Genomic DNA, 24,653 nt, shown 5'->3' on the forward strand with positions numbered 1-24,653 from the left:
GCGTACCGGTGAGTACTGGAGTGAGAGATCCTCTGGGAAACTCGATTCGCCGCCTCCACTCATACTCATACTAAGTTGCCCCACACAGCAGCGGCTGTGTGGGGCATTTTATATTTCGTAGTTATGCAGCGTCGTAAACACTTTTGAAGACCTTCACAGACACGATCAGATATAAACTCCTAAAACGTTCCAAAGATTGTCTATTGGCGATTACGGCTATATTTTGATGATTGGTTGGATGAGTAAATTGCTTCTCAACGCATTTCTGTAACTTCCTATTCATAGCATCCTGGGAACTGACTAGCGGTATATGATATTTCATAACTTGAACTCATACCATCACCCTATCTGTGGTGTTGTCTGATTGCTGTAAGAGTAACAACATCACTATAAAATAAATCTCTATTTAGTTTATTCTATATTCTATGTGCCGTTCGAGAGTGCGTGGTCGAGTTCAAAAATCGTCCGGGCTACAGGAATCGAACCGTCCGGTTTGGGAGATCACTATTGAGTGCAGCTCGGAGGAACGTTTCGATCTAAGAAATAATTCGACCCCACAATAGAAGGAACATAGTTGGGACTGGAACAAAGACAACTGTGCTTACGGGTGTACAGCTGTAATCTCTGGCCGGATACACCGAATGTTTCGAACCGGGAAACGTGGACACGAAACCAGGATCCTGAACGGGCGGGTGGTGCATTCGTTGTTGCTAAGTAGCACTGACGGATGGCACATCAGCCATTATAACAATACGTACCGATGGGCATCGTATGAGAGGTGTCCGTTGCGAGGTGATTTGGATTTTCACAGTGATCCGTGAGCATCGCGTTCATGGTGTAATTCCTTCCGAATACCGCTAAACTGTGTGTTGTGACGATTTGAGTGCGTTAAGCGGCGATACATAGCGTGTATCCAAAGAGTAACATGGGTCGAGTTATTCTGTGAGCTAGATGAGTGAACAAGGGACAAGCTACTTCGGTGTCCGTGATATCGAACACGTTGAGTCCGATCTCGAACGGTTCCACGAACGCGGATTAAACGCTGTGTTGCACACCTTTAGCGAGCGTGATCGCGAGTATTATATGGAGACGATGGCCGACATAGTGTCGGCGAGTCACGACCGAGATATGCGGGTATACGTCAATCCCTGGGCTGTTGGGCGTGTCTTCGGTGGTGAGGCACTCTCCGAGTTCATCGGACGACATCCGGAGAGTTGTCAGGTTCTTTCGACGGGGGAGCGGATCCCGGCGGCGTGTTTTAACGATACGAGGTTTCGGACGTATATGCGCGAGTGGGCGACGGATGCGGCTGAGATCGGGGCCGATGTGCTCTTTTGGGATGAACCGCACTGGTACATTCCGGAATGGTTCGACGATGAACTCCCCGAAGGTGCCTGGACCTGTCGGTGTGAGACCTGCCAAGAATTGTATGAAGATGACTATGGTGAGGAAATGCCGGCGGTCAGGACGGATCGGATTGACGAGTTCCGTGAACGATCGTTGCTGTCGTTTCTCGAGGAGATGATGAGTCACACGGCGGATCGTGGGTGTCAGAACGCAGTCTGTTTGTTACCGAGCAAGGATGCCGAACACGGTCTCAGTGACTGGGAGGACCTCGCGTCGTCCGAGTTCCTCGATATACTCGCTACTGACCCATACTGGGGTGTACACGGCAAGGAGAGCGAGGCGTTCGTCTCGTCGTTTACCGGTACTGTCGTCTCGTTAGCAGCGGAGTACGACCTTGAGAGTCAGATCTGGATTCAGGGATTCCGCCTCAGTGGGGGCGAGAAGACGGTTCGGGAGGTGAGAGAAGCGACGCGGGCAGCGGTTGACGGTGGTGTGGATAGCGTCTTCATGTGGGGATACGACGGCTGTCGGTCGATTTCGAGCATTGCCTGTGCCGAACCGGAGGCAGTGTGGAACGCGTATCTCGATGAGTTACCGGTGGTGTAATCCGGCATGACTCCTCGTTGTCGATGTGAGTTCGAGCGTTCGAGAGTACTGAGCGCCGTCTGTATCCGTCTCAGACGTTTTGTCCGCGGCTGCGGATAGCAGACGGACTATGCGGTGTTTCGCGGCCAAAATTTTTGGAGATATATTGGATCGTTTCCGTACGGCACTTCCGGACCGAACTAGCTGGTGGTAGTGCTAGTCAAGAGAGGGATCGAGTGTCAGGTCGGCCCGTCCTCGAAGTCAGCGTAGATCTCTGAGAATTCTCCCTCGGGATCGTTGTAGAGTGCCCAGTAGGACAGGTGTCCCATACCCTGTTCGTCGGCGAAGGCGACGATATCGGTGGCAACGTCGGTTGTAACCGAGCTTTCTGCGATGTCCGGGGTGTTTCCGAGCAGCGCCCAGCGTTCCGACTCGGATTTGTCCGGATACACGTCCCCGAGGAAGTCGACGGTGTCCTCACATGCGGAGACGATCTTGTCGGTGGTCGTCGGGTTCATAACCATCGTCATGATATTCACGTATGCGAGGTCGACGCCTTTCGCTGCGGCGTCTTCGACCCAGGTTCTGGCCTGGGCGTGTTCGGAGTTTGCGATTCCGTTTTCGGTAGCCGGGACTGTGTAACCGACCGTAACGTTCGGCCGCTCGGCTTGTAACATCGCGAGCGCTTCGTTTCGCAACTCGTAGATCGTTCGATCACGGCGGTGGGCGTTCTCGTCGTCGATATCGAGGTGTGTCACGCCGAGGGTGTCGAGGATCTCTGCATAGGCATCCTTGAGTTCAGTTGCGCTCTCGGCGTCGCGGGCAACGACGCGGCCCTGCCAGCCGCCGATTGCGACGCCGACCTCGATGCCTTCGTCCTGGAGCGTCTGGATTTCATCGAGATACGTCTCGAGCGGTTCGTTGTCACAGGGAGGCTGATTACAGCCGGCTAACCAGCCTGGCGTTATGTCGCCGTCGTCGGTTCCGTCGCCGACGAATGATAGGACGACCCGATCCGTATTCGCGTTCAACGTATCGCCGACGATATCTTCCCAGGTTCCCTGATACGGGGCGAACCATCGGTCGGCTGCTGGCGGTGCGGTGTCGCCAACGGACACAATCGTTCTGGCAGTATCGCTTTCACCGTCGGCGTCGGTGACGGTTAGTTCGACGTCGTATCTGCCGCTCTCGCCGTACGTGTGGGTGACAACCGAGCCTGTGGCTCCGGTTCCGTCGCCGAAACTCCAGTCGTAGGTAACGATTTCGCCGGTGGAGTTAGTGCCGTCGAACTCGATCTCCTGCCCTGGTTCGGGGTTCGTCGTACTCGTAGTGATCGAGGCGCTCGGACCAGGGTTGGTAGGACCGATTTCGTTCCACGGTCCCCACTCACCACCCTCGCCTGGCTCGTCGCCGCGGGTCCACCACTTCGCTTCCCAGACGACGCCATCGTGGCGCACCCGATCGCCCTCTGTATAGGCGGTTTCGGGATTCCACGCTGGATACTCCTGTGCGGAGGCGGAAGTACCCAGTCCAACGCCGGCGGCGAGTGCTGACAGTGTCGATGCGTTCCGTAGTACGTCTCGTCGTGTTCGTTTCATTGGTCTCTTAGATCGTCTCGAGAATCGTATCCAGTAGCGATTCGTTCCAGTCCTGGGAGAGTTCCCAGAACATTACACCCTGCATGCCGCGTTCCTTGGCGAACTCGACTTTTTCGGCGATCGACTGCTCGTCGTCGTAGCCGATGAGCGTTTCCTCGTCTTCGTTGACGAGGTACGGTACTGCGCCGGGATCGTGACGATACTTTTCCCAGCCATCGGCTCCCTCGTAGTTGGTTTCGAGATCACCGAAGTCGAACGCGCCGGTCGGGTCCGCTCCATCCGCAAGCAGGTGATGCCAGGTCCCTTCCGGGAGCGCATCGGGTCCGAACCCGATTCCGTCGTACGGCTCGGTGGCGTTGTTGAATCCGCGCCCGTAGAAGGGGAGTCCGAGGACGAGTTCATCGTACGCGGCGGGTTCGGCGGGCGGATACTCCCACTGGCCGGGCCAGTAGCCCTCCTCGCTGTGGGTGCCGGCCCAGAGTTCGTCGACGGCGTACTCGACGGAGTACTGGTCGTGGTGATCCGCGCCGTAGTCGCTCGTCCCGATGGGGTGGTCGTCGCCGTAGATCGGCGCGTTCAGCCCGGCTGTGTCGTGCCAGGAACCGGTAAAGTCGTAGGCCATGATCATCGCGTGGTCACAGACCTCGCCGATTTCGCCGTGTCGAAGTCCGCCGGCGTTCCAGTCGGAGCCGCCGTTGGCGACCGAGAGGTAGTAGTGTTGGCCGTCTTCGTCGCCTGCGGCGTCGAGTTCAGCTCGAAGGGCTTCGAGCAATCGGACGTGGTTGTCGTAGTCGTCGGCGTTGCCACATTGACACTGCCCCTGTTCGGGGCCGGGGTGCTCCCAATCGATGTCGATCCCGTCGAAGTTGTACTCGCGTAGCAGTGCGACGCAGTTCTCGGCGAACGTCTGCCGGAGAGCCGGGTCGGCGGCGACGACGTGGAAGTTGTCCGAGAGCGTCCACCCGCCGATCGAGAGATGGAGTCGACAGTCGATGTCACCTGCCAGGTCCGCAAACGCCGCTAAGTTCTCCTCGTGTGACTGGCGGGGGATATCGAATTCGGTTTCATCGTCTTCGGGCGGGAAGACATTGCCCGCTTCGTCGAGGCCGATGAACGCATAGAGGACGTCCGTCACCTTCTCGAAGGGGATATCACTGGGGTAGTAGTCCTGTTCGTCGTTTGCCTTCCAACCGGGATAATAGCCGATGACTTTGAACTCGTCGCCCGGACCGTCGATCTCGTCTTCGACAGTGAGTTCGACGAGCGCTGTGTCGGTTTCCCCATCGGCATCGGTGACGGTGAACTCGACGGTGTACTCACCCGACTCGTCGTACGTGTGGGTGACAACCTGGCCGGTTTCTTCGGTTCCATCGCCGAGATCCCAGTCGTAAGTAGCAATCTCGCCGGTGGAGTCACTGCCGTCGAACTCGACGTCGTCGCCGACTTCGATGCGGGTCGTGCTCGCGATAAGCTGCGCCTGCAGCCCCGGTTCGGGTTCCTCGCCGGGTTCGACCTGCTCCCAGGGTCCCCATTCGCCCGTTCCGGGTTCATCGCCACGGGTCCACCAGTTCGTCTCCCAGATGGTACCATCGTGAACGACGCGGTCGCCGTCCGTATAGACCGCGTCGGGATCCCAGGCTGGATAGTCCCCGTCCTGGGCCGCTACTGAACTCGTGGCCAGCCCGGCAAACAGGACGGGCGCTGTCGATACATTTCGGAGTACGTCGCGTCGTGATCGGTTTCGTTTCATGCGTGTGTGATCGCTCGTTTGTGGGTGTGAGTCGATGGGTGCGGTCTGCGGTCGTTCTGTGCACTGTTCGTCGTCGTACTGGGTCTGCACTGTGCGTCTGCGCGTGCGTGCTGCACTCGTTCTCTGTGGCCGTCGGCCTGTTGTGTGTTGTCTGTCTGTGTATCTGTGTATGTGTGTGCTGTGTGTCGTCCGCCGCCGTCATCGCAGTTCGGTCCACCGGTCGCCATCATCCGTTGAGCGTCTGCCAGAGCGTTCCGATAAGGTCTCCATCGTACGTGTCTCCACCGATTGCCCAGAGCATGGTTCCGCCGTAGGGTGAGTCGCGAAGCCAGTCCATCTTCGCCGCCATCGACTGCTCGGTATCGTGGGAGATCATGAGCCGTTCGTCGGCATTGAAACTCCAGGCTGTGACCGCGTCCTCGTCGAAGTACGTCTCCCAGCCGGGACCGTCGAGATCGACCGGGTTACTGCCCTCGCGACCGTCGCTTTCGAGGTCGAACCACTCCCAGACGCCCGCATAGCTGGTTCCCTGTGCCGGGTCCCAGCTCGGATAGGAGCCCTCACCGCTCGCATCTCGGCCGGTCCCCTCGTACGGCTGGAACAGGCCGTCGTCCTCACCGGTCCCGATGCCGTCCTCGGGCGGCTGGACATCCGTCCAGCTTCGACCGTAGAACGGCACGGCCATATTGAGTTGGTCGGGGTCCCAGCCCTGATCCGCCCAGTACTGGAGCGCGTATTCGGCGTTCCAGACGTGTGCGTCCTCGAACGTGTCGTCCGAGTTCTCCATCAGCGGCGCGTGGTGGCCCGTCGTCTCGCTCCAGATGCCTCGATAATCGAACGTCATCACCTGGACGAAATCGAGGATATCCGAGAGTTCGTCGTGCTCGAGGCCGTCGTTCCCGTCGGCGGTTCCTTCGACGATCTCGGGGTTTGCACTCACGGCTGCGGTGAGTTCGTACGGTTCGTCTCTCTCCGGGTCGTTCGTCGCGGCGGTATCGAGCTGGTCGCGAACCTCTTGGCAGAGGAGCGTAAAGCGCTCCTGGTCGCCGTCGCGAACGACGTTGTCCATATCGCAGACGGGGTCGTCTCCCGTGCAGCCGCCGCCACCGGGAAACTCCCAGTCGATATCGATCCCGTCGAGGTTCGCCATCTCGACGAGATCGACGCAGTCGCTGGCGAAACGCTCTCGGTTCGCCTGCGTCAACGCGGCGTCGGAGAAGTACTCCGAGTCGCCCCAACCGCCGATCGAGAGGACGAACTTCGTATCGTCCCGTTCGGCGGCATATTCCGCGAACGTCTTGCCGCGGTCCGGCCCTTGCCAGTCTTCTTCGGCGTAGAATACTTGTTGGCCGTGACTGTCGCCGACGAGTTCAACGGAGCCGTTTTCTTCCGGACGAGCGAAGGCGTACTGGACGTGCGTGACCTGCTCGAACGGGATATCTTCGGGGACGAAGTCACGGTCGTACTGCGCCCACTGGCGGTAGTAGGCGACGACGCGTTTCTCGTCCGACGAGGGATGACCGGCAGTAATCTGGATCGACGTGCTGGCGGTTTCGCCGGCACCGTTTTCGACGATCAACGTCACGTCGTACTCTCCTTCATCGAACGCGTGGGTAACGGTCTCGCCGGTCGCGGTCGTTCCGTCGCCAAAGTCCCACTCGTAGCTTTCGATGTCGCCCGTCGAATCGCTGGCGTCGAACTCGATTGTTTCGCCGGGATCGGGGAACTGCGTGCTGACCGAGAGGCGGGCGACGATGCCGTCGTCGCCGTCATCACCGTTGTCATCGTCGTGCTCTTCGATCTCTTCCCAGGGACCGAACTCGTTTGTACCGGGTTCGTCGCCCTGAGTCCACCACTGCGCTTCCCAGACGTAGCCGGCGTGGATAACGCGGTCGCCGTCAGTATAGACCGTCTCTGGGTCCCAGTTTGGGTATTCCTGTTCCTGTGCTGCTGTCAGCGTGCTCGTCCCGAGTCCGGCAAGGACGGTCGAGAGTGTCGTTGCGTTCCGTAGTACGTGTCGCCGTGTTCGTTTCATAGTTGCTAGCCCTCGCTGTTGGCGTTATCGCGTCCAATGGCTGTTCGTCTACAGCCACTCCAATACTACATTTCGGAGTATAAAATAGTATTGTAATATATGATATACGATATTGAACTAGTGACAAACAGTATGAGACAATCCCCGCCGTCCCTATCATCTCTACGTGTGGTTCGTCGAGGAGAACGCGGAACGCGATCCCGAGTCGGGTCTGATTCTGTCCGTCTTGGGAGTGCTATCGAGGCACCGGTCCGTAGGGGATTCCGGATGTCCGTGCTGTCTACGCTGTCTCGGCGTACCGACTCGCCTCGGAAACTCGCGTTGATTCGATCGGCTCGTCGCTGTGTTTGATCGCCGTCCCGGTCTCGGCGTCGAACAGATGAAGCTTCGCTTCCGGGACGTACAGCCAGACTGACTCCCCGTCCGTCAGCCCCAGATGACCGCCGGCCGTCACCGTGACTGATTCGCCACCGACATCGAGATAGACGTTCGTCACGTCTCCCATCGGTTCCGTTACCGTGACGGTCGCCTCGACTAACCGCTCGGGCTCCGGGTGTGCGTCCGGCGTCGTCGTCAGCGACCCGTGTTCCGGTCTGATCCCCATGACGAGTTCAGTACCATCGAGATCGGCCATGATCGAGTCCGATAGCGAGAGCGAAAAGCGAGGATGTGAAAGCGCGCCCGCATCGAGGTCGGCCTCGACCGGCAGGAAGTTCATCGGCGGGGAGCCGAGGAATCCGGCGACGAACCGATTCGCCGGCCGGTGATAGCACTCGAGTGGGGTTCCGACCTGCTGGAGTTCACCGTCGTTGAGGACGACGATCCGATCGCCCATCGTCATCGCTTCCGTCTGGTCGTGCGTGACATACACCGTCGTTACGTCCAGATCGTGCTGTAACTGCTGGAGTTCCGTCCGCATCTGGGCGCGGAGCTTCGCATCGAGGTTCGACAGCGGCTCGTCCATGAGGAAGACCGCCGGATCGCGGACGATCGCACGGCCGAGTGCGACCCGCTGTTGCTGGCCACCCGAGAGCGCTTTCGGTTTGTCGGCCAGCAACTCTTCGATCCCCATCATTTGTGCCGTCTCCTCGACCCGGTCTTCAATCTCGTCCTCTGAAAGGTCGGTCGACATCTTCAGCCCGAAGGCCATGTTCTTTCGGGCGGTCATATGCGGATACAGCGCGTAGTTCTGGAACACCATCGCGATATCTCGTTCCTTCGGTTTCTGGTCCGTCACATCCTCCGCACCGAACTCGATCGTCCCGTCAGTTACGGTCTCGAGTCCGGCGATACAGCGCAACGTCGTCGATTTGCCACACCCGGAGGGACCGACGAAGACGATGAACTCGCCGTCGTCGATGGCGAGTGTGAGATCGTCGACGGCTTCGATCGATCCACTGGGTGAGTCGTACACTTTCGTGAGTTCATCTATGGTAACACGGCTCATTGTATGTGGTTGTGTGGTGTCGGTATGTATAGTTATCTATCTGCCCATTCCACGGCCCCGCCGAGACGATGGCGACCGCACCGGCGCTTCGAGTTCAGTTTCAGCGAGCAGTCGCGGGCGACCGGCACTCCTCCGACGAACTGGCTCGCCATCGCTGGTGCTGCACTCGAGTTCACTCATCATCGTGCTGTTTAGAGCGGACCATACTGATTGTTGTGGTCATTTTGTCTGGGTTATTGAACTCGTGTATTGGGTACGCGGATTCATTTGTAGCTTACTGCTTGACACTGCCCTCCGTGAGTCCTTCGACGATCGGTTTCTGGAACAAGATAAACAGGATCAGGATGGGCGCTGTCGCGACCGTCGATGCGGCCATCATCTCGCCCCAGTACGCCGTCGTCTGCGTTTCGAAACTTTGGATACCGATTGCAAACGGAGTCACGTCGCCGCGAGCGAGTACCGAGGCGAACAGGACTTCGTTGAACGCGGTGAGGAAGACGAACATACCGGTCGCGGCGATACCCGGTGCAGCCATCGGTAGCACGACGCGAACGAGCGCCTGGAACCGGGAGCAGCCGTCGACGCGGGCAGCCTCCTCGATGGCGTTCGGGATGGAATCGAAGAACCCTCGAAGCATCCAGATCGCGACGGGCACGGTAAACGTCGTGTAGACGAAGATGATCCCGTGATAGGTGTCGATCAGCGGAATCGCGAGCGTTTCCTGAATCCAGACGAACAGCAGGAACATCGGCAGCAGGATGAGGATTCCGGGGATCATCTGCGTGCCGAGGAGTGCGCCGCCGACGCCGATCTTGCCGGGGAACCGGTAGCGTGAGAACGCGTAGCCTCCCAGACAGCCGACGGCGAGTGCGAACACGGTCGTCACGCTCGCGATGACGAGGCTGTTGACGAAGTAATCGAACACCGGAAACCGATCCCACATCGTCAGGTAGTTCTCGTATTCGAGGAGCGTCAGGAGAACGCTCGGGTCCCGGATGACATCTGCCGCTTCGTCGAGGGTAAACGGGAGTATGGATGGCTCTGCGGCCGTAATCTCGGCTCGCGTTCGGAAACTCGAGAGGATCATCCAGTAGATCGGAAACAGGGCATAGAGGAGGAGACAGCCGAGAACGCCCTTCGAGAGGAGGTTGAACAGCGTCTCCCGTCCCGATTCGGTGAGTCGGAACTCGTCGGGAATCATCGGTCGCCCTCCGTGAAGTCCTGATCGAAGAGATACTTGTAGTAGAGCATCGCCATCGCCATCGCGATCGCAAAGAGGACGACGCTCATCGCGGCCCCGCGGCCGAACTGGTAGTTCGAGAACGCGAAGTTGTAGATGTACAAGATCGACACCTGTCCGGACTGGGGCGGCTGTGCGCCGAGCAGGATGTACGGCGAGGTGAAATTGATCATCGTCCACAGCATCATCAACAGGACGACGACCGCGGACACCGGCTTCAACTGCGGGAACGTGATGTATCGGAACTGTTCCCACCGACCCGCGCCGTCGATCGATGCGGCCTCGTACAACTGCTCGGGAATCGACTGGAGTCCGGCATAGAGCATGATCATGACGAGCGGAAACTGCGTCCAGGAGTGGACGAGGACGAGCGTCCAGATCGTGTTGTCACCGATCAGCCAGTAGATCGGTTCCGAGATCACGCCCAGCGATAGCAACAGCGAATTGATAATGCCGCTCTGTTGCTGGAACATCATCCGCCAGATGAGGAGCGTAACGACGGACGGCGCGACCCACGGTAGCAACAGGAGTGTTCGAGCCGCGAATCGCCCCTTGAACCGCTGGTTGAGGAGCAATGCGGCCGTTAACCCCAGCACATACGTCAACAGTAGGGTCCCCACTGAGAAGATGATCGTCTGGCGTAGCGAGTACCAGAACCGCTCTCCGACGACGGTGCGCGGATCGAGCACGAATCGATAGTTTTCCAACCAGACGAAGGGGGCTTCGTACCACTGGGAAACGTAGCCCGAGTCGACGCCGAGAACGCTGATCAGGACACCCCAGACGATCGGGATGAAGTGAATCAGCAGCATCATCAGCAGTCCCGGCAGCAACAGTTTGTACGCGTACTGCTGTTCGTCCGATAGCCGATTGTACAGCGGGAGATAGCGCCCGATTTCGATCTCGGCGACGCTGCTCCGGACCCGACTACTCGTCCGTGTCATGGCGACGTACAGGTAATCCGTTCATTACGCTATTTCGATCGTTCATGCTGTTTTATTCTAACGTTTGTTCGGCCACGGATGCAGCCTGTTCGAGTGCCGCTTCGGCGTCACCGGCCGCTAGCTCGCCCGTAACGGCACTCTGTAGCACCTCGAAGACCGTGCTGTTGAGTTCGCTTTCGATCTCTCCCCAGCCGAGGACCTGCGGATACGTTCGGGCGTGGGGGAACACCTCTTCGTCGAAGGTCCGATAGAGTTCGTTGTCGAAGTAGTCGGTCTCCAGTCCGTCGGGATTCGTCGGCAGGAATCCGACCGTATTCGAGACGGCGGCGTTTGGCTCCGCCTGCAGGAGATAGTCGATCCACTGCGCGGCGGCCTCGGGTTCGTCGGTCCACGGGTGAATCCCGAGCAGTTCCATCCCGAAGAACGTTCCCTGGTCGCCGTCGGGGCCCGCAGGCGGAGCCGCGACCGACAGGTCATCGAGCGCGTTGCCGTCCGCCTCCTCGTAGGCGGAGACCGTTCCGAGCGCGCCCCACGTACTGGCCATCTGCCCGCCGGTGAACGCGCCCTGAATGTCTGCCGCTCCCCACTCGATGGTTTCGGACGGCAAGACGTCGTACTCGGCGTACAGGTCCGCGTAGAACTCGAGGGCTTCGACCCCGCTGTCGTCGTGAAACGCCGGGGCACCGTTGTCGTCGGTGAGCAACTGCCCGCCGTTTTGCCAGAGGAACATCGCGAAGTTCCGAATCGGCTCGAAATCCGCACCCATGATGGCGAAGTAGTTGTTCTCTGCATCGTACGCCTGTGCCTGCTCGAGCAGGCCATCCCAGTCCGACGGCGTCCCCTCGACCCCACCGGCTTCGATCCGTTCGTCGACCTGCTGGTACGCCCGCGGGCCCCAGAACCACGGAATTCCGACGAGCGTGTCCTGGAACGTGGCGACATCCAATGCGCCGTCCGTGAACAGGTCCGTCGATGGCAGTTCATCGGCGACGCTGCCAGAGTCCAGATCCATCCATCCGCCTGCGTCGTACTGCTCCGGAATCCACGTCGAGGCGATTTCGTGGACGTCCGGTCCACTTCGGCTCATCATATCGCTGAGCATCGTCTCCTGCGCTTCGCCCCAGCCGACGAACTCGTACTCGACTTCGATTCCGGTTTCGTCCTCGAACTGTGCGGTGTGTTCCTCGAAAAATTCCTCCAGGCCCGGGGCATCCATATACCGGGTCTCGAGTGTCGTCCCACCGCTATTGGTGCCACCGAGACACCCTGCAACGCCGAACGCGGTCGCTACACCTGTCGTCGCCAGTATCTTCCGACGGGTATGGTTTCTCATAGCTAGACCTCGACTCCGTATTATGATACATTATACATAATTGTTTCCCTCGACTGAACACGCTCCGCTCGGCTGCTGAGCCGATCTTCGTGTCCGTCGGTCACCGAACCCAGTCACTGATGGACACCGGTGAACACCACGGTGGCCGCTGCTATCGCGTAGCTATTTGGTGGTTCATCTACTTGTGCCACTATGGAAATCACTGGGTACGAACTGTTCGAAGTCCCCCCGCGTTGGCTCTTTCTGAAACTCGAGACGGATACCGGGCTCGTCGGCTGGGGAGAGCCGATCGTCGAAGGGCGAGCCCAGACCGTTCGCACCGCCGTTGAGGAAATTCTGACGAGTTACCTGCTCGGCAACGATCCCCACAACATCGAGGACCACTGGCAGGCGATGTATCGCGGGTGTTTCTACAGAGGCGGTCCCGTATTGATGAGTGCAATTGCCGGGATCGATCAAGCCCTCTGGGACATCAAAGGCAAGCACTTCGATATCCCCGTCTACGAACTGCTCGGCGGGCGAACTCGTGATCGCATTCGCGTCTACCAGTGGATCGGTGGCGATCGCATCAGCGAAATCGGGACGGAAGCGAAACAGCTGTTAGAAGCCGGCTATACCGCATTGAAGATGGATGCATCGAACCAGCTGCGCCACCTCGAACCGCCGAGCGCAATCACCGACATCGTCGACCGCGTTCGACACGTTCGCAGCGTCGTCGGCGACGAAATGGACATCGTCGTCGATTTCCGCGGCCGTATCTCCAAGTCACTCGCAAAGCGCGTTATCCCCGCCCTCGAACCGTTCGACCCGTTATTCGTCGAAGAACCAGTCCTTCCCGAAAACCTCGAATACATTCCCGAACTCGCGGGTCGGACCGACGTCCCACTGGCGACCGGTGAACGTCTTTACTCCCGCTGGGACTTCAAACCCCTCTTCAAACGGGGCGGCATCGACGTTATCCAACCCGACGTCTCACACGCCGGTGGCATCTCCGAACTCGTCCGTCTCGCCGCCATGGCCGAAACCCACGATATCGCCGTTGCGCCGAACTGTCCGCTCGGTCCGATCGCACTCGCGGCCTCGCTCCAGGTGAGCACGTACATTCCCAACCTATTGATTCAAGATCACGGCTTCGATATCTATCCGGCACCGAAGAGCGCAGCGGATCACTACCTCCACGATGCCTCCGTCTTCGAGTTCACCGATGGCTATCTATCCCCGCTCGACGGGCCGGGACTCGGGGTCAACATCGACGAGTCAGCGGTTCGGAACCGGTCCCGGCAGGATCTCGACTGGTCGAATCCGATCTGGCGTCACGAGGACGGCAGTATCGCCGAGTGGTAACGCTCGCTGACGCCGCAGACCGTGCCGAATGCCCGCGGGTTTCGACAGTCGAAACACTCGCGTCCGAGGGCCGGGGCACCAGTGCCGCGGCAACGGTGAACTCGAACGGTTGTGCCGGCAGCCCTCCGTGCCGTGTCTCCCGGGCTGTGTTCGCGATCGGTTGTTTCGCTGGCCGAAACAAAAGTGGGAAAAATAGCGTCTTGGGAGAAAACATCACACGAGTGATTACAATCATACTATTGTAATTTGATGGCGTCGCCGAACCGAATTTCGCTCACCGAAACAATCGGGCACATCGAGCCTGACAAGTAGCCGTTCCGGGTCGACGTAATGGCTCGTTTCGACAACAGGGGGCTTGATTGGCCACTATTCCGGTGACAGAGGTCGGCTTCTCGGCTCAGTTATCGTTTCGACAGCGGCGAAAAAGGAACCGATGGCTCGATCATCGTCCCGTCGCTTTTGCGTTCCCTCTCTCTCTCTCCCTCTCTCGAGTTACGGCGTTCGGTCGCCAGTCTTTCGTCGGCTTGTCGCGCTCGTCTCCGCTGTGGTCTTTCACTCGTTCACTGTCACGGGACCGAGTTCAGCCGAGGAATGCGTCGGCCCGGTCGTGAAGCGGAACGTAGCCCTCCGCGCTGGCGACGCCGGTTCGTTTGCCGCGGGTGGCGTCTTCTGCGGCGACGCCGTCGATGAGGTTGTCGAACTCGGCGTCGATCCCGCCGTGTTCTTCGAGGAAGGCCACCTGTGATTCGTGTTCGCCGATGGCGGCGGCTTTCCGGTCTTCGTAGCCCGAAATATCGATGTGGACGGTCGGTTCGAACGAAGAGGTCGGTTTGCCGAAGAAGTACACGTTGTCCGGATCACACGGCTCGAAGTCGCTTTCGACGAGGGGGAGCGACGCCATGTAGTAGGCGTCCGTCACGAGGCGGGCGGTGATCCGGTGGTCCGGATGCATGTCGTCTCGGTAGTGCGTGAGGATCAGATCCGGGTCGGCGGCGCGGATGGTTTCGACGATGGAGAGACGATTTTCGAGCGAGTACTCGATGCGTCCGTCGGGGAATCCCAGGAAAGTTACGTCGCTCGCGCCGAGGTGCTCGCCCGACCGCCGCGCCTCCGCTTCCCGCGTCGCTGCGATATCCGCTTCTGTCGTCTCGAAGCCGCCATACTCGCCTTTGGTCATGTGGGCGATAGTGACCGAATCGCCGCGGTCGGCGTGTTTTGCGAGCGTCCCGCCGCAGAAGATATCCGCGTCGTCGGGATGGGCAACGATTGCTAATAACTTCATGTGCACCCGCCATGTTGACAGTAATCCGTGTTAATTGTTACTCACGTGCCAGTCTGCGGTCGCGGGTGCGGTTATTCGAGCGCATCAGTCAACAGTCGACTCGCGCTGAGAAGCAGGCCGGGAATGTTCTCCTCGAAGCGCTTTCCGGAGAGTTCATCGGCCCGTCCGGAGACGTAGACGGCGCCGGTCAGCGAGTCGGTTTCGACGCTGACGGCGACGCTGTTGACCGCGGCAAACTGTTCCTGTCGATCGAGGGAGAAGCCGCGTTCGCGGATGCGATCGAGTTCAGACTGCAGTTCTTCGCCGTCGGTGATCGTGTGGGGGGTCAGTGCTGGCAGTTCGGACTCGAGGCGGTCGTTCGGGAGCGCTGCGAGGATAGCTTTCCCGGCCGCACTGCAGTGGAGGTGACGGGTGTTGTACGCCGGGAACGTTCCGCTTGCATACTGATCGGCGCAGTAGACGTCGACCGCGACGCCGTTCTGTTCGACGACGAATCCGGCGACTTCGTTTGCCATCGCTGCGAGTTCGTCGACCGGTTCGCGAGCCGTGTCGACGAGATCGGTATCCCACTGCACTCGTCTCGCACAGTCGAGAAATCGGATCGAGGGCTCGTACTGACGACCGACTTTGGTGACATAGCCCAGGTTCGCAAGTGTACTCACGTGTTTGTGGACGGTGCTCTTCGTCATCGCCGTCTGCGAGGCGATCTCCGTGACGCCGACCGGTTCAGGGGTGTCGATGAGAACGTTCAGCACCGACAGTGAGCGAGCCGTCGCATCGATGGTCTCTCCGTGGCCGTCCGCGTTCATACACCGAGTATTCCGGCGGGATGTCATTAGTGTTTCCCGCACCGAAACACCGCTGAAACCGAACTTTTTTATCTCACATCTCCGCACTGTCGGTATGGACCGAGCTGTGAAAGACGACTCTATCTACGACGAGTTCGGCGTCCCCGCGGTCATCAACGCGACCGGGACGAAGACGCGTATCGGGGGGAGTCGCATTCGAACCGACGCGCTCGACGCGATGGCGCGCGCCGGCGAGTCGTTCGTCAGACTGTCCGACTTGCAGGCCGCAGCCAGCAGACGGATCGCCGACGCGACCGGCGCGGAGGCTGGCTACGTGACCAGCGGCGCTGCCGCCGGGCTCCTCTTGAGCGCTGCCGCCGCGCTCGCGGGGTGCAACGTCGAACGGATGGAGCGACTCCCCGAGACGGACGGCATCCCCGACGAGATCGTCATGCCACGAACCCACCGCACCGGGTACGATCACGCGTTTCGCGCCGCGGGGGCGACGATCGTCGACGTGGGGACGAACGACCGCACCCTCGGAACCGGGTCGACGAACGTCGAGCCCTGGGAAATCGAGGCGGCGATCGGCAAGAACACGGCCGCGATCGGCTACGTCCAGAAACCGTTCACCGAGCCGCCGCTCGAGGCCGTTACGGCGGTCGCTCACGAACACGACGTGCCCGTCATCGTCGACGCCGCAGCCGAGTTGCCGCCCGCGGAGAACCTGTCGCGGTTCACGGACGCCGGCGCTGATCTCGTCGTCTTCAGCGGCGGCAAGGCGATCCGCGGCCCGCAGACGACCGGGATTGTCGCCGGTCGCGAGGACCTCATCGAGTCTATCGCACTGCAACACCTCGACATGCACGCCGCCGACGCCGTCTGGGACCCGCCGTCCGAACTCATCGACACCGACCGACTCGAGGGCGTCCCGCGACAGGGGATCGGGCGCTCGCTGAAAGTCGGCAAAGAAGAACTCGTCGGTCTCCTCGTCGCGCTCGACTCGTTCTGCGACGCCGACCGCGCGACCCAGTCGGAGACCTGGCACCGGACAGCGACCCGCATCGCCGAGTCGCTCGCCGATAGTTCGGGGATCGACGCGACCGTCACCGCAGACACCGACGTCTCGGTCGCCCCGACGGTCGTCGTCCAGATCGATCCGACCGCCGCGGCTTGCTCCGCGACCGAACTCGTCCGCTCGCTCCGCGCCGAGAACCCTCGCGTGTTCGTTGGCGCGGATCGGCTTGACGAGGGTATCGTGACGATCAACCCCATGTGCCTCGACGACGACGATGTGCCGTACGTCCTCGAGCGAATTCGGGCACATATGGGCGCAGAATCGGGACCGAATCCATAGACGATAGATGATATATATGTACCGAAACCTACATCACCCCCGATGGAGATTGATCGAATGGCTATGAAAGAGGTATCTACAGCCAATGCGCCGGCCAGTATCGGCCCGTTTTCACAGGGCGTAATCGACGACGGAACGGTTTACGTCTCGGGTCAGGGGCCGATCGACCCTGAGACGGACGAGATCGTCGGCGAGAGTATCGAGGCCCAGACGCGACGGACGATGGAAAACATCGATGCCGTCCTGACAGCGGCGAACAGTTCGCTCGACGACATCGTGAAATCGACAGTCTTCGTCAGGGATATGGACGATTACGAGGCGATCAACGAGGTGTACGAAACGTACCTGAGCGATCCCTATCCCGCACGCAGCGCCGTCGAGGTCGCGGCACTCCCCGTCGACATCGGCGTCGAAATCGAAGTCGTTGCACGGGTGAGCCGATGAAAGCGATCGCCGTCGAGCGCGGCAAGACCGAGCCGTCGCTGCTCGACGTTCCCAAACCGACGCCCGCCGACGGTGAAGTGCTGCTTCGAACGCTTCGGGTTGGCATCGACGGCACCGATTTCGAGGTACTTGACGGAAATCACGGCGGCTTTCCCGACGGAGACGAGTACCAGATACTCGGCCATGAAGCCGTCTGTGCCGTCGTCGATCCGAACGGCACGGATTTGACGGAAGGTGAACTCGTCGTTCCGACCGTGAGACGGCCGGCCGACGGCTCCCGCGAGTTCTTCGACCGAGGTGAACCGGATATGGCTCCGCCGGGGACCTACCGCGAACGCGGTATCGAGGGTGCACACGGGTTCATGGCGGAGTTCGTGACGACGCCGGCCGAGTTTCTGGTTCCGATTCCCGACGCGTTCGCCGAGACGGGCGTATTGATCGAACCGATGAGCAATACGGTAAAGGCACTCGAACTCGCGTTCGCGTCGAGGTCGCTGTTCGAGTGGGACCCAGAGCGGGCGCTCGTCCTCGGAAACGGGCCACTGGGACTGCTCACGCTTGCGATGTTGCAACCGACGGTCGAGCGCTCGTACTGTCTCGGGCGGCGCGACCGACCCGATCCGACGATCGATATCATCGAGGAGTTCGGTGCGACGTACGTCGATTCGCGAACGACGCCCGTTTCGGAGATCGAGGACGTCCACGAACCGATGGATCTCGTTTACGAGGCGACCGGCCACGCTAAACACGCCTACGACACGATCGACGTCCTGGCACCGAACGGCGTCGGCGTCTTGCTCGGGATTCCGAACGAGTGGACGTTCGATATCGACGGTGGGCGTCTCCACCGGGAACTGGTACTCGGCAACAAGGCGCTGCTCGGCAGCGTGAACTCGCATATCCGTCATTTCGAGTCCGCAAAAGAATCGCTCGAAACGCTTCCCGACTGGTTCCTCGGACGGATCATCACCGATGTGTACTCGCCGACTGAACTCGAGGATGCGTTCGACGATTCCACCGACTGTATTAAGCAAGTGATCGATTTCACCTGAGCCAGGGCGTCAGTGGCCCTGCTTCCGTCTGCACCAGATCCTGGTCTCTGAATCCACCCGCCAGGGTAGCTTGACGAGACGTTATCGGAGGCCGACGTAGTTGGACGCGGCAGGTTCCGTCTCTTTACGCACGGTCGTGCCCTGAAAGCGCTCGGTGAACTCGTCGCACTGCGAGTGCAACCGGGAGTGCGAAGGTGGCGGTTGCGTTCGTTGCTATCCCGAACGTCACTCCACGATCACATGATAGTGTTTACAGATCGAATTTACATTAGATATTAGATACTATGGTTCTCTCTGCCATCAATTGTGCTATCTCTATGAACATCTATCTGAGAATCATATACATCTACTAGTATTGGTTGAATAGCATCTCTATCTAATTCGTTCTCTGCCGTACCGGTTTCTTCCTACCATACTCGGTATAGAACATGAATTCGTCTTTATTTCCATCTACCTGGAACAGAGACCGACATCGGACCGGGGCTGCTTCACAACGAAGGTCAGTTATATCTGCATAAATTATCGATAGATGGGTTTATTCTTTTCGAAAAGAATTGTATTTACTACGCACAACTACTGGCCGCTAGGCCGGTTTTAGTGAACTCGTTCTATTAGGAATCTTAGTTGATTTGTCTTTTAGGTTGGGCTAAAACCGGTGCCTTTACAATGTTTTAGGTTGGCCTAAAGAACTGTATGCGAGAACGGTTGCACCGATATTGTCGCTGTACGCCATCGAACGCCGATTCTGGCGGTGATGCGTCGTGAGCTATCTTTCCGCCGGAAACGAAGAGATTCTGTCCCAACAGACGGCGCGCGAGTCAAGCGCGCGAACGTATCCGCGCCATCTTCCGTTTGCCATCCGCGAAGCCCAGGGCGTGACGGTAACGGATATGGACGGCAACGAGTTCTACGATTGCCTCGCGGGCGCGGGGACGCTCGCACTCGGACACAACCATCCCCGAGTTCGCGAGGCGATGGAGCGCGTTCTCGAGGCGGATCGGCCGCTTCACACGCTGGACATTTCGACGCCGGCCAAAGAGCGGTTCGTGGATTCGCTATTCGAGAGTCTCCCGTCGGAGTTCGCCCGTTCTGCCCGCGTACAGTTCTGTAGTCCTGCCGGAACGGATGCCGTCGAAGCGGCACTGAAGTTAGTGAAGACGGCGACGGGGAACCGAAGCGTCCTCGGGTTCCAGGGTGCCTATCACGGGATGACGAGCGGGGCGCTCAGTCTGATGGGCGATACGGCCGCTAAGGAGCCGGTTTCAGGCACGGTCAGCGAGGTCCACCATCTGCCGTATCCCGCCGACTATCGCTGTCCGTTCGGGATCGGCGGCGAGGAGGGTCATCGAACCGCCAGCCGGTACGTTGAGCATCTCCTCACGGACTCCGAAAGCGGGATCACGGACCCGGCTGGCATGATACTCGAGCCGGTCCAGGGTGAGGGCGGTGCCGTACCCGCGCCCGCAGAATGGCTGCAAGACATTCGGCGAATCACCCGGGAGCACGACGTGCCGTTAATCGTCGACGAGATCCAGGCGGGGCTCGGTCGCACGGGCGAACTATACGCGTTCGAACACGCCGATATCGTCCCCGATGTCGTGACGCTCTCGAAGGCGATCGGTGGCGGGCTCCCGCTCGCGGTCGTCGTCTACGACGAGTCCCTCGACGCCTGGGAGCCGGGGGCCCACGCCGGAACCTTCCGCGGGAACCAGCTCGCGATGGCGGCCGGTGAGGCGACGATCGATTACATTCTCGAGAACGATCTCGACGACCACGTGGCCGATGTCGGAGCACGGCTGCGCGATCACCTCGAGTCCACCGCCGAACGATTCGACGCGATCGGCGACGTTCGCGGCCGCGGGCTGATGCTCGGCGTCGAGTTCGTTGACGAAACCGCCGACTGGCAGGGTGCAGGTCCGGCCGCGCCGGATGGAGACCTCGCCGAAGCCGTCCAGGCGGCATGTTTCGACCGCGGGCTGGTGATCGAACTCGGCGGCCGGGAGAGTGCGACGGCGCGGTTCCTGCCGCCGTTGATCGTCTCGGACTCGCAGGTGGATGACATCGCAGCGCGCTTCGACGAAGCCGTCGCGGCGGCCGTCGACGGCTCAGCCACGCAACGAGCGGGGGCCGCATCCACATGAGCGTCGACGAGTTCTTCCTTGGGGCCGGGCGTGGCGAGACGAGCTATCGGGACGCGATGGACCGGGCGGTCGAGACGGTGATCGAGACGGTCGCGAACCGCGAGCGGCCTCACTCGGGAGCGTCACCGGAGGAACTCGCCGCCCAGTTCGACGACCCCGTCGTTCCCGAGGAGGGACAACGCCTCGAGATGACGATCGACGAGGTAGCCGAGCGCGTTCTTCGCCACTCCGTCGATCCGTCGAACCCCCGCTGTGCGGCCCACCTCCAATGTCCGCCGATGATTCCGGGGCTGGCCGCCGAGACGCTGCTCACCGCGACGAACCAGTCGCTCGACTCGTTCGACCAGGCTCCCGCTGCGACGGTCCTCGAAGAACGAGTCGTGACCGCCCTCTGTGACCTGTTCGACCTGCCCGAAGATGCCGACGGCGTCTTCACCAGCGGCGGGACGCAGTCGAACTTCCAGGCGCTGTTGCTCGCTCGCGACCGCTACTGCGACCAGCAGTTCGACCGAAACGTACAGACCGACGGCCTGCCGGCGGCGGCCCCGTCGCTTCGCATCCTCTGTTCCGAAGCGGCCCACTTTACCGGCAAACAGGCCGCACACCACCTCGGACTCGGCGAACGAGCCGTCTACACCGTTCCGACGGACGCCGACGGCTGCATGGATCTCGATGAACTCGACGCGGCCCTCGATGACCTGGATCGGAGAGATGAGCTCCCCTTCGCGCTCGTCGGGACCGCCGGCACCACCGACTTCGGCAGCATCGACCCGCTGCCCGCCCTCGCCGACCGAGCCGCCGACCGCGACCTCTGGTTTCACGTCGACGCGGCCTACGGCGGCGCGCTCGCGGTGAGCGACGAGTTCAGCGACCACCTTGCGGGCATCGAGCGGGCCGATTCGATCGCCGTCGACTTCCACAAGCTGTTCTACCAGCCGATCAGTTGCGGGGCGCTCTTGCTTCGCGACGGCGCGGATTTCCGGTTGATGGCCCGCAACGCGGCCTACCTTAATCCGGAAGCCCACGACGAAGGCGGGATTCCGAACCTCGTCTCGAAGTCGGTTCAGACGACGCGCCGGTTCGACGCGCTCAAACCCTACGTCGCGTTCCGGACGCTCGGCCGAACTGGCCTCGCCGAACTCGTCGAGCACACGCTCGAACTGGCCGACGACGCGGCTGCACTCGTTCGCGAGGCCGACGATTTCGAACTGCTCGGCGAGCCGACGCTGAACGCCGTCGTCTTTCGCTACCGTCCTCGGCCGGGACTGAGCGACGAGGCCGTGAGCGCCCTGAATGCGGCCGTCCGACGCGACCTCTTAGACGACGGGCGGGCGCTCGTCGCCCGAACCACCGTCGACGGCGTGACCAGCCTGAAGGTGACGCTCCTGAACCCGACGGCGACGCTCGAGGACGTGGCAGCAATGCTCGACGCGGTCCGGGACTGTGGCGACAGGGTTGCTGACACCCGGGAGGTGACAGCATGAGCACCGGCACCGAGCGCAGCGTCGACCGCGATCGCAGCGTCGATCCGGCGGTCCGGGCCGACGACGCCACCGTTCACGCGTTTCTCAACTGCTACCTGCGCGAGACGGGCGACTACGAGATTCGCGACGACGCCGTCGCCGGCGTCGATCCCGGTCCGGATGGACTGCTTCGCGCGACGTTGCCGGCACAGGAGATCGACCTCCTGGCTCCGCTCGCACACCGCTCTCCGACGGAGCGACACCGCTTCGAGACGCCGGTCCGGTACCGGCTCGGTGACGATGGCGGCCGCCCGCTCGATGCGGCGACCCTCGCCGCGCTCGTGATCAAGGATCTCAGCCTCGCACAGGACGGCGAGGCCGTCCCGGACGAACTGTTAGAGCGCGTGCTCCGGAGCAAGCGAGCCACCGAGGAGTTCGTCGCGGCGCGTGCGGGCGACGAGGACCGCCTGTACGCCGAGACGCTGTCGTTTCGCGACGCCGAGCAGGCGCTCGTCTTCGGCCACCACCGACACCCGACGCCGAAGAGCAGACAGGGAATCGCCGCACGCAACCGCGAGCGGTACGCGCCGGAACTGCGCGGGTCGTTCCCGCTGCACTACTTCCGGGCGGACCCGACGCTCGTCTCCGCTGACTCGGCGCTCGACTGCAGCGCCGCGACGTGGGTGAAAGACGCCCTCCGCAACGATGCCGCCGTCTCTGCGTCCTTCGTCGACGAGCACATCGAGAGCGACGACGTTCTCCTACCGGTCCACCCGTGGCAGGCGGACTACCTCCGCGACCAGGCACACGTCCGCTCCCTGCTCGGCGACGGCCTCGAATATCTCGGTCCCGTCGGACGCGAGTTCATCCCGACGACCTCGGTGCGAACGCTGTACAGCGAAACCGCCCCGTTCATGGTCAAATCGTCGCTGAACGTGACGATCACCAACTCCGTGCGGACCAACAAACGCCCGGAACTCGAGCGCGGCGTCGCCGTCGCCGACCTCCTCGCGACCGAGTTCGGCGATGAACTCGCGACTGCGTTCCCGGATTTCGACATCGTTCGCGATCCGGCCTACCTCGCGCTGGATGCCGGCGAGGGACGCGAGTCAGGATTAGAGACGGTCCTCCGAGCGAACCCGTTCCGCGGCGATGCCGGAGCGAACGCCACGCCGCTGGTTTCGCTCTGCCAGGATGCGATCACTGGCCACTCGCGGCTCGGCCGGCTTATCGAGTCCATTGCCGACCGCGAGGGTCGCTCGACCGCCGCCGTGAGCACTGATTGGTTCCACCGCTACCTTCGGCTCTCCGTTCGGCCCGTGCTCTGGCTCTACCTCGTTCAGGGCGTCGGCGTCGAGGCGCACCAGCAAAACTCCGTCCTGCTCATAGACGAGGCGGGTTATCCCGACGGGTTCCGCTACCGGGACAATCAGGGCTTTTACTTCCCCGAATCGCTCGTCGCCGACGTCGAGCGGTACCTTCCCGGCGTCGGCGAGCGGGCGGGAACAGTCTGTCCGGATGCTATCGCCGACGAACGGCTCCGCTACTACGTGATCTGCAACAACGCCTTCGACGTGATCAACGCCTTCGGCAGCGCCGGCCTCGTCGCGGAGCGTCGACTCCTGGCGCTCCTTCGAGACGAACTCGAGTTCGCCCGCGAGCGCTACGATCGGCCGTCGTCGGCCTTCCTCGACCCGCTCCTGGAGTCGCCGACCGTCCCCTGCAAGGCGAACCTGCTTACCCGCTTCAGGGGGCTCGACGAACTGGAGAACGACCTCGAGAACCAGTCCGTCTACACGGACGTGCGGAATCCGATCGTCACCGAACTGGACCGCGACGCTGAACGGGAACACGAACACGATCCCGATCCCGCAATCGCCCTCGAATCCGACGGTGAACTCGACCCATGACAGGACCGGACGCCACCATCGCGACCGACTACGACTATCAGACGTACGACGATCGCATCGACCGGACGATCTCGCTCCGGCAAGCGTCGCTGGAGCGCGATCTGGGCCGGCTCCACGCGTGGCTCGGGAGCGAGCATGTGAAACCGTACTGGCAGCTCGATCTGCCGCTCCCGGCGTTTCGCGCCCGTCTCTCCTCGAAACTGGCGGACGACCACCTCACGCCCTACGTCGGCTGTCTCGACCACGTTCCGATGAGCTACTGGGAGTGTTACTGGGCGGCCGAGGACGACGTTGCTCACCACTACGACGCCGACCCGGCGGACCAGGGCGTTCACCTCCTCATCGGCCCCGAGGAATACCTCGGGCACGGCTACGCGGCACCGTTGCTGCGGGCGGTCGTTGCCATGCAGTTTCGCCACGCGGAGACCGACCGCGTCATCGCGGAACCCGACGCCCGCAACGAGCGGGTCATCCGCGTCTTCGAACGGTGCGGCTTCGAGCCGCGATCGGAGTTCTACTTCGACGAAGCCGAGAAGGATGCCGTGTTGCTCGTCTGTGACCGCGAGCGGTTCGAGTCCTGTCTCTTATACACA

Annotated in this window: 18 protein-coding genes; 9 read left to right on the forward strand and 9 right to left on the reverse strand. The window is 61.0% G+C overall.

Annotated features, from left to right (window positions below):
- Positions 1–951 precede the first annotated feature (951 nt).
- Complete coding sequence (locus C484_RS08900; protein WP_006825602.1) at positions 952–1,953, forward strand: hypothetical protein; 1,002 nt, start codon at positions 952–954, stop codon at positions 1,951–1,953.
- Between the two features lie 218 nt (positions 1,954–2,171).
- Here C484_RS08900 and C484_RS08905 read toward each other — a convergent pair whose 3' ends face one another.
- The 7 genes from C484_RS08905 to C484_RS08935 all read right to left on the reverse strand — a co-directional run bounded on the left by C484_RS08905 (position 2,172) and on the right by C484_RS08935 (position 12,279).
- The gene (locus tag C484_RS08905) at positions 2,172–3,530 is read right to left on the reverse strand and encodes a PKD domain-containing protein (RefSeq protein WP_006825603.1); all 1,359 of its coding nucleotides are present in this window, start codon (positions 3,528–3,530) and stop codon (positions 2,172–2,174) included.
- A 7-nt stretch (positions 3,531–3,537) separates the two neighbouring features.
- Positions 3,538–5,280, reverse strand: coding sequence for a glycosyl hydrolase family 18 protein (locus C484_RS08910; protein WP_049915204.1), 1,743 nt, complete (start codon positions 5,278–5,280; stop codon positions 3,538–3,540).
- A gap of 226 nt (positions 5,281–5,506) precedes the next feature.
- Positions 5,507–7,315 (reverse strand): glycosyl hydrolase family 18 protein, encoded by a 1,809-nt coding sequence (locus C484_RS08915; RefSeq protein WP_006825605.1) that lies wholly within the window; start codon positions 7,313–7,315, stop codon positions 5,507–5,509.
- A gap of 280 nt (positions 7,316–7,595) precedes the next feature.
- On the reverse strand, positions 7,596–8,762 hold the full coding sequence (locus C484_RS08920; protein ID WP_006825606.1) for an ABC transporter ATP-binding protein: 1,167 nt from the start codon (positions 8,760–8,762) through the stop codon (positions 7,596–7,598).
- Between the two features lie 274 nt (positions 8,763–9,036).
- Positions 9,037–9,963: a carbohydrate ABC transporter permease gene (locus tag C484_RS08925; protein ID WP_006825607.1), complete on the reverse strand. Its 927-nt coding sequence runs from the start codon at positions 9,961–9,963 to the stop codon at positions 9,037–9,039.
- A complete protein-coding gene (locus C484_RS08930) occupies positions 9,960–10,946 on the reverse strand; it encodes a carbohydrate ABC transporter permease (RefSeq protein WP_006825608.1) in 987 nt (328 codons plus the stop codon). The genes C484_RS08925 and C484_RS08930 overlap by 4 nt, the downstream gene beginning before the upstream one ends.
- Positions 10,947–10,998: 52 nt before the next feature.
- On the reverse strand, positions 10,999–12,279 hold the full coding sequence (locus C484_RS08935) for an extracellular solute-binding protein (RefSeq protein ID WP_239640949.1): 1,281 nt from the start codon (positions 12,277–12,279) through the stop codon (positions 10,999–11,001).
- 192 nt (positions 12,280–12,471) lie between these two features.
- Between C484_RS08935 and dgoD the strand changes: the two genes are divergently transcribed.
- Positions 12,472–13,623: a galactonate dehydratase gene (gene dgoD / locus C484_RS08940; protein ID WP_006825610.1), complete on the forward strand. Its 1,152-nt coding sequence runs from the start codon at positions 12,472–12,474 to the stop codon at positions 13,621–13,623.
- A gap of 580 nt (positions 13,624–14,203) precedes the next feature.
- Here the strand turns inward: dgoD and C484_RS08945 are convergent.
- Both C484_RS08945 and C484_RS08950 read right to left on the reverse strand, forming a co-directional pair.
- The gene (locus C484_RS08945) at positions 14,204–14,905 is read right to left on the reverse strand and encodes a PIG-L deacetylase family protein (RefSeq protein WP_006667852.1); all 702 of its coding nucleotides are present in this window, start codon (positions 14,903–14,905) and stop codon (positions 14,204–14,206) included.
- Between the two features lie 71 nt (positions 14,906–14,976).
- The gene (locus C484_RS08950; RefSeq protein WP_006825611.1) at positions 14,977–15,714 is read right to left on the reverse strand and encodes an IclR family transcriptional regulator; all 738 of its coding nucleotides are present in this window, start codon (positions 15,712–15,714) and stop codon (positions 14,977–14,979) included.
- 94 nt (positions 15,715–15,808) lie between these two features.
- Here C484_RS08950 and C484_RS08955 point away from each other — a divergent pair, with 94 nt between their 5' ends.
- The 7 genes from C484_RS08955 to C484_RS08985 form a co-directional block, all read left to right on the forward strand.
- Positions 15,809–17,050 (forward strand): aminotransferase class V-fold PLP-dependent enzyme, encoded by a 1,242-nt coding sequence (locus C484_RS08955; protein ID WP_006825612.1) that lies wholly within the window; start codon positions 15,809–15,811, stop codon positions 17,048–17,050.
- 63 nt (positions 17,051–17,113) lie between these two features.
- On the forward strand, positions 17,114–17,494 hold the full coding sequence (locus tag C484_RS08960; protein WP_006825613.1) for a RidA family protein: 381 nt from the start codon (positions 17,114–17,116) through the stop codon (positions 17,492–17,494).
- Entirely contained in the window at positions 17,491–18,546 is a 1,056-nt protein-coding gene (locus tag C484_RS08965) for a glucose 1-dehydrogenase (protein WP_006825614.1), read from the forward strand. The genes C484_RS08960 and C484_RS08965 overlap by 4 nt, the downstream gene beginning before the upstream one ends.
- Before the next feature lie 761 nt (positions 18,547–19,307).
- Complete coding sequence (locus tag C484_RS08970) at positions 19,308–20,687, forward strand: diaminobutyrate--2-oxoglutarate transaminase (protein ID WP_006825615.1); 1,380 nt, start codon at positions 19,308–19,310, stop codon at positions 20,685–20,687.
- A complete protein-coding gene (locus C484_RS08975) occupies positions 20,684–22,171 on the forward strand; it encodes a pyridoxal phosphate-dependent decarboxylase family protein (protein ID WP_006825616.1) in 1,488 nt (495 codons plus the stop codon). Before C484_RS08970 ends, C484_RS08975 begins: the two co-directional genes overlap by 4 nt.
- On the forward strand, positions 22,168–24,060 hold the full coding sequence (locus C484_RS08980; RefSeq protein WP_006825617.1) for an IucA/IucC family protein: 1,893 nt from the start codon (positions 22,168–22,170) through the stop codon (positions 24,058–24,060). Before C484_RS08975 ends, C484_RS08980 begins: the two co-directional genes overlap by 4 nt.
- Positions 24,057–24,653 (forward strand): GNAT family N-acetyltransferase (locus tag C484_RS08985; protein WP_006825618.1); only part of this gene is annotated, 597 nt, incomplete at its 3' end. The genes C484_RS08980 and C484_RS08985, both read left to right, overlap by 4 nt.

This window comes from Natrialba taiwanensis DSM 12281, assembly GCF_000337595.1.
Taxonomy (GTDB): domain Archaea; phylum Halobacteriota; class Halobacteria; order Halobacteriales; family Natrialbaceae; genus Natrialba; species Natrialba taiwanensis.